Here is a 5,910-nt window from a genome sequence, read left to right as displayed (position 1 = left end):
GGAACACCAGTTACCAACTTAGTACCAATACCATATCCATCAATACAAGCATTTTCCCTCTGAAGTCTAGCTATTTCCCACTCATCGATATCTCCACTAGCAAAAATCGTCACTTCTGGCAGTAGCACTCGCACCTCCTGGGATAATTTAACTAAATCTCCCGAATCTAATCTTACCCCACTCAGTTGCATTTCACCCTGTTTAACTCGTTGTGCCAATAAGCGAGTAGCTGCCAAAGTATCGTAAGTATCTATCAATAAAGGTGCTGTGGGGAAATATCTCTGGAAAGCCTTAAAAGCATCTTCCTCACTACCTTCAACTGCCGATATTGCCATCACTAAAGCATGAGCCATTGTACCTGATGGTTTGCGACCTAATTTCAAAGCAGCCAAAACATTAGAAGTAGCATCCATTCCCCCTGCCAAAGCAGCACGAGCCGCCCAAATACTAGCTTGGGGACTAAAAGCGCGTCTAGTGCCAAATTCTAATAATTTGGTGTCATTTCCAGCAATATCCCGCATTCTTGCTGCTTTTGTTGCTATGAGGGTTTGGTAATTAATTGTATTTAATAGATATGTTTCCACTAACTGCGCTTGCCAAAGTGGTGCTTCTATCCGCAGTAGAGGTTGATTAGGAAATATGGCTGTTCCCTCTGGCACTGCCCATACATCTCCAGTAAATTTAGCTTCTGCTAGTAACGACCAAAATTCATTAGGAGCATTGGTAAAAATTCCCGTTGACTTTAAAGCATCAACTTGCTCGGAGCTAAATCGAAATTTTTCCAGATAGTCTAATGCTTGTGCTAAACCCATAGCGATGAGATAGCCAAAACCTGGGGGCAGTCTTCGCGCAAATAGCTCAAAACTAGCTTGCCGTTGGTCTATTTTTTCCCCGACGTAGCAAGCTGCCATTGTTAATTGATAGAGGTCTGTTAACAGACTGTAATTTTCTGGAGATAGAGAAAGTTCTTTATCTTCTTGTGTCATTTAAAAATCCTCGGTAGTTTGAAAACCCGCAGCACTTTAGCAAAAGTTGGAAGAAGCTTTAAGGGAATATAAAACCTGAAATATAGTAGATATTTCCCTAGGTTTTATACGGGAGCATACCAAAGGGTATAATATAACTTCCTAATTATCAAAATAATTGAGTCTAAAACCCTATGTTGGTTGGTGAAATGTTTTTTGTAAGGTTGCTGAAAATTCCAGTTACAAAAACAACTTCTAACTTCATTAAAAGGCTGTTATTTATATTATAGTATTTTTTACCTAAAAATTAATAATTAATGATTAATAATTAAATGATTCGCGCCTTGAAGCCTCCCCTTGGATAGGGGAAAACAAAGAAAATATTCCTTATATTCAATCCTCTCGGTTTTAACCAGAGGTAATTATCAATTATCAATTATCCATTAATGAACATATATGTCTGGATTCTTTTGATAATTTTCCGAAAAATGATTAGTAACTATCCTGAAAAAAAGAAAAGATATGATTCAAATCAAACTCCCCGAAGCAATCTCATAAATAATTTCTAATCATAAAAGATTGCTTCAGGGTATGAATTTGTTCTGAGTTATATTAATTATCAACCATCCGTTCGCAATGATAAGTAGTAATGATGCTCCGATAATTTTTCTTCAACCTAACCTATTATGCTAGTTTTCTAGAAATGAGTCCTCTTTAATTAATTCTTCAAACTCAGAAACTGAACTCACAGTAATTGTTTCTAAAAGCAACTGTTTTAGCAAAGCTAAGTCATCAATTTTATTAACAGCTTTTACCAAAGTTTCTGGAAAACTATTAAAGCGTCTTTCCAGTAAATCAAGAATATTTTGTCGGTAAGTTTCTTTTGCTCCTCTTTCCAGACCTATTTTTTCACCTCTTTCTATAGCTAACTCTTCCATAGTGCTTAAAAATTCCATTCTTTGTTCCTCCTCTTTATGAAGTCAAAAGTCAGAAGTCAGAAGTCAGAAGTTAGAAGTTAGAAGTTAGAAGTATTTATGAAGTTATACCGAAGTCTGAAGGTTATTCTTTGAGTTTTTTAATAGTAGCGACTAATATTCTAATAATTTATTCGGTTTCTTGCATCAGACATTTCAACTTTTCTAATGATACTATTTCAGCTTCTATTATAACTTCTAGCCAATATTTTGTTTCTCTTGCTTCTTTCAGGGCAATTTCATATTTACTGATAAAATCTATTTTCGATTGAGCTGACTGAGCTTCACTACAATTAGCTCCTACAGAAGTTCCTGACTTTAATAATTGATTTGCTAAAGTTCTACTCACATTAGATTTTCCTTCTAGCCAAGTACAAGCTTTGACTACTCTAACCGCAAACTTTTTTGTTCTTTCCTGAATTGAAATTTGTTGATTACTCAAATTGTAAGCATTCAGCTATTAGCATTCAGCTTATCCTTTCCTGCGGAATGCTGCGCAAACGGAATGCTACGCAAACAGCTTTTTAATAAACGATGTAGCTCGATAGACTTTTAAGGTTAACTAATCGACTTTTACAGTAACTTTTAATTATTTGAAATTTCTAAATTACTTTTTCCTCTTTTAAAGGTAATGAAGCTGAGAGCTGAGAGCTGACCGCTGAATGCTTACCTCAAATTATTTCTCAACCCTAGTATTTCTAACTTTATAGTGATTTTTTTCCTAAATTATATCTGAATTTACCTATTTCAAAAACCTCAAACTTACAACTTCATAAAAACTTCTGACTTCTGACTTCTGACTTGATATTGCTGCTTTCCAAGGTTCATCATAATTAGCTGTTATTTCTGTCATTTCATTGTGAATTAATATTAATGTTTAATTCTCTAAGAGGTTCTATGAAACGTCCTTATGGCTTTAGAAAAGCAATAATTATCAATTTTAAAAATTGTCAATTTACATTATTAGAGATATAATACTTTACTATAAATAGATTAAATAGTCTATTCTATTCAGGAAATCAACCTCTAATAATTGTAGGTAAAAATTGTCCTCAAATAAAACAAATATGCTTCTTAAATATTGGAAACATTTTCTACTAGGATTACTCCTAACATTTGTAATAGGAGCCTGCGGTATTTTTAATAGCACCTCAAAGCAGGAAAAATTACCAATGGTAGATTTAATAATTACTCCTCCACTACCGGAGTGGATAGAACAAATTAGTCCGACGGGAGAAGCTGCTTCTTTAAATCAAATTCGGATTCGGTTTAAAGAGCCTTTAATTCCTTTGGAAACTTTAGATTCTCCAGAACAACAGGAAAAATTAAGGCAGTTTGAAATCTTCCCGGAATTACCTGGTCAATTCCGATTTTTGACTCCGAAAATGGTAGGGTTTCAACCAGCGGAAGCTTTCCCAAAATCTACTAGAGTCAAAGTTACTCTGAAAGCTGGTTTATCTGACTTGAAAAATCATCAACTAGATGAAGATTTAGCCTGGACTTTCAATACTGAAGCAGTCAAATTAACCAATTTACCAACTAGCAAAGAGAAAAATAGAAGACTAGAACCAATTGATATAAATCCGACTCTAAAATTCACCTCAAATGTGGAATTAGATTTAGATTCAATTACAGAAAATTTAAAACTTTTGCCAGATGGTAAGACAGAAAGCTTACCTTTTACAGTTAGTTTAGAAACATTAGAAACTGATGAGGAAGAACAACCTCCCATAGAAGAATTTGACTCTTCTTTGCGTCAATGGAATTATCTGATTACTCCTGAAGTAAATCTGGAAAAAGGTACTAAATATCGGTTGGAATTTGACTCAGGTATTCAGCCATTGAAAGGGAATTTACCTAGTCAAACACCTTTTGTTAGTGAAGTAGAAACCTATTCTAATTTTGAATTTTCTCAATTCAAATTTTCCGAGGGAAGCGGTAGATTTGTTAAAGGTAATCCTATGTTGGAATTTAATCATGGAATTGTGCCTAGTTCGGCAGTCGAAAATATTAGTATTAAGCCAGAACCAAAAGAGACTAAAAATCTGATTCAAGCATACGAAAACTATAATATTGTTAGTCTCAATCCTTGGCTATTAGAACCAGATACAAACTATAAAATTACTATCGGCGCAAATCTCAAAGATAAATTTGGGCAAGTATTAGGAAAGCCTGTTGTCTTAGATTATCAAACAGGAGATTTATTGGGAGATATTTCTGTTCCTTCAGGGTTAAATATTTTCCCATATAGTCAAAATTTACAACTGAATATTTCTACAGTAAATCTGCCAGAATCAGAATATAAAGCAGTTTATAAAGTTGTACAACCAACAGATTTAGTTTACACAGAATCAGCTTATCCCAGAAAAGATAGGAAGAACTTATTACCTGAAAATGAAAAGTGGGAAAAATATCCTGTTTCTGGAGAAAAAAATCAAATAACAGAAGTAGCAGTTCCCCTGCGAGAAAAACTCGGCGGTCAGACTGGAATGTTAGCTTATGGAGTACAAGCACGGACGAGTTCTTATGAACAAAACGGTCAGCAAAAATGGCAGGAACCAAAATTTTATGGATTAGTACAACTAACAAATTTAGGAGTATTTGCTCAGTGGTTTCCAGAGTCGGGAATTATTAAAGTAAATCATCTGGATGATGGTTCTCCAGCAGTGGCGGATGTGGAGATTTATCAATCTCAATTAAATGCTAAATCTCAACCTAGACCTACTGCTTGTGCAACTGGAAAAACTGATGAATTTGGTCTACTAAGTTTGAGTAAGACAGACTTACAAAAATGTATGAACGGTCAGCGTTTTTCTCAAGGACCAGAATTATTAGTAATTACCACAGAAAATAAAGATTGGGCATTTGCTAGTACTAAAGAATATAGTGGTACTTATGGTTATGGGATTTATTCTGGTTGGGATAGTGGAAAACCTGAATCGCGAGGTACTATTTTTTCAGATAGAGAACTTTATCAACCAGGGGAAAAGGTTTGGTTGACTGGAGCTGCTTATTATTTGGAAAATGGTGACTTGAAACAAGCCAAAAGTACAGGTTATCAATTAACTCTAGAAAATCCAGATGGCAATAAGAAAAATTTAGGTACTCAAACGACTAATGAATTTGGAACTTTTTCTCTAGAAATTTCTCTGGATAATAATCAACCATTGGGTTATTACAATGTGGAGGCGAAAGGAGAAAATGATGTAGAAATTTACGGGCAATTTCGCGTCGCTGAATTTAAACCACCTAATTTTAAAGTAGACCTGAAACTGGATCAAGAAATTGCTTTACTTGGTGAAGAAATTGGGGCGGAAGCTGAAAGTAATTATTTGTTTGGTTCCCCAGTACAAGGAGCAAAAGCTAAATATTATCTGACTCGTCAAAAAACAGAATTTACTCCCAAAGATTGGCAAGAATTTGATTTTGGTCGTCAATGGTTTTGGCCGGAAAAAGCACCGACTGTTCCTAATAATGTGCTGCAAAAAAATGTGGTGCTAGATAATAATGGTGCGAATAATCAAATATTTACAGTCGGGAAAGATTTACCTTACCCAATGACTTATCGAGTAGATGTGGAAGTGACAGATATATCTAATCTTTCTGTGGCAGATACTCAAACATTTACTGCTCTACCAAGTGAGAAGTTAATAGGTTTAAAAAGTAAATTTGTTGCCGATGCCAATAAAAAATTTCCGGTAGAAATTATTGTTACTAATTCTCAAGGAAAAGCAGTTTCTGGAGAAAATATTCTGCTGGAATTACAAAAAATGGAATACAGCACTGTCACTCAGGTAGTTGCTGGTAGTCGCAACCCCAGATATCAGGTTGAATACAAAACCGTTGCCACCGAAAAAGTCAAGACTGGCAACAAACCCAAAACCGTCAACCTCACCCCCCCAGAATCAGGTAGTTATCGCATTCGTGCCAACTTTGCCAATGCTGAGGATAATATTACTGCCACCGATATT

General features: G+C 35.0%; 4 protein-coding genes. 1 reads left to right on the top strand and 3 read right to left on the bottom strand.

The annotated features are described in order from the left end of the window. The 3 genes from F6K22_RS28825 to F6K22_RS28815 all read right to left on the bottom strand — a co-directional run. The coding region (locus F6K22_RS28825; RefSeq protein WP_293105986.1) for a nicotinate phosphoribosyltransferase at nucleotides 1-986 on the bottom strand (986 nt) is incomplete at its 3' end. A 668-nt stretch (nucleotides 987-1,654) separates the two neighbouring features. Beyond that, nucleotides 1,655-1,921, bottom strand: a complete 267-nt coding sequence (locus F6K22_RS28820; protein ID WP_293105983.1) for a hypothetical protein — start codon at nucleotides 1,919-1,921, stop codon at nucleotides 1,655-1,657. A gap of 148 nt (nucleotides 1,922-2,069) precedes the next feature. Next, a complete protein-coding gene (locus tag F6K22_RS28815; protein WP_293105980.1) occupies nucleotides 2,070-2,381 on the bottom strand; it encodes a four helix bundle protein in 312 nt (103 codons plus the stop codon). Between the two features lie 730 nt (nucleotides 2,382-3,111). Between F6K22_RS28815 and F6K22_RS28810 the strand changes: the two genes are divergently transcribed. Further along, nucleotides 3,112-5,910, top strand: a 2,799-nt coding sequence (locus F6K22_RS28810) for an Ig-like domain-containing alpha-2-macroglobulin family protein (RefSeq protein ID WP_293105977.1), incomplete at its 3' end; no start/stop codon positions are given.

Origin of the sequence: Okeania sp. SIO2F4 (assembly GCF_010672385.1) — a bacterium.
Taxonomy (GTDB): domain Bacteria; phylum Cyanobacteriota; class Cyanobacteriia; order Cyanobacteriales; family Microcoleaceae; genus Trichodesmium.
This window is presented reverse-complemented; position numbering and strand designations above follow the sequence as displayed.

Excerpts from the sequence above, each read along its gene's own strand:
- F6K22_RS28820 (WP_293105983.1), bottom strand. The coding sequence starts at position 1,921 with ATGGAATTTTTAAGCACTATGGAAGAGTTAGCTATAGAAAGAGGTGAA.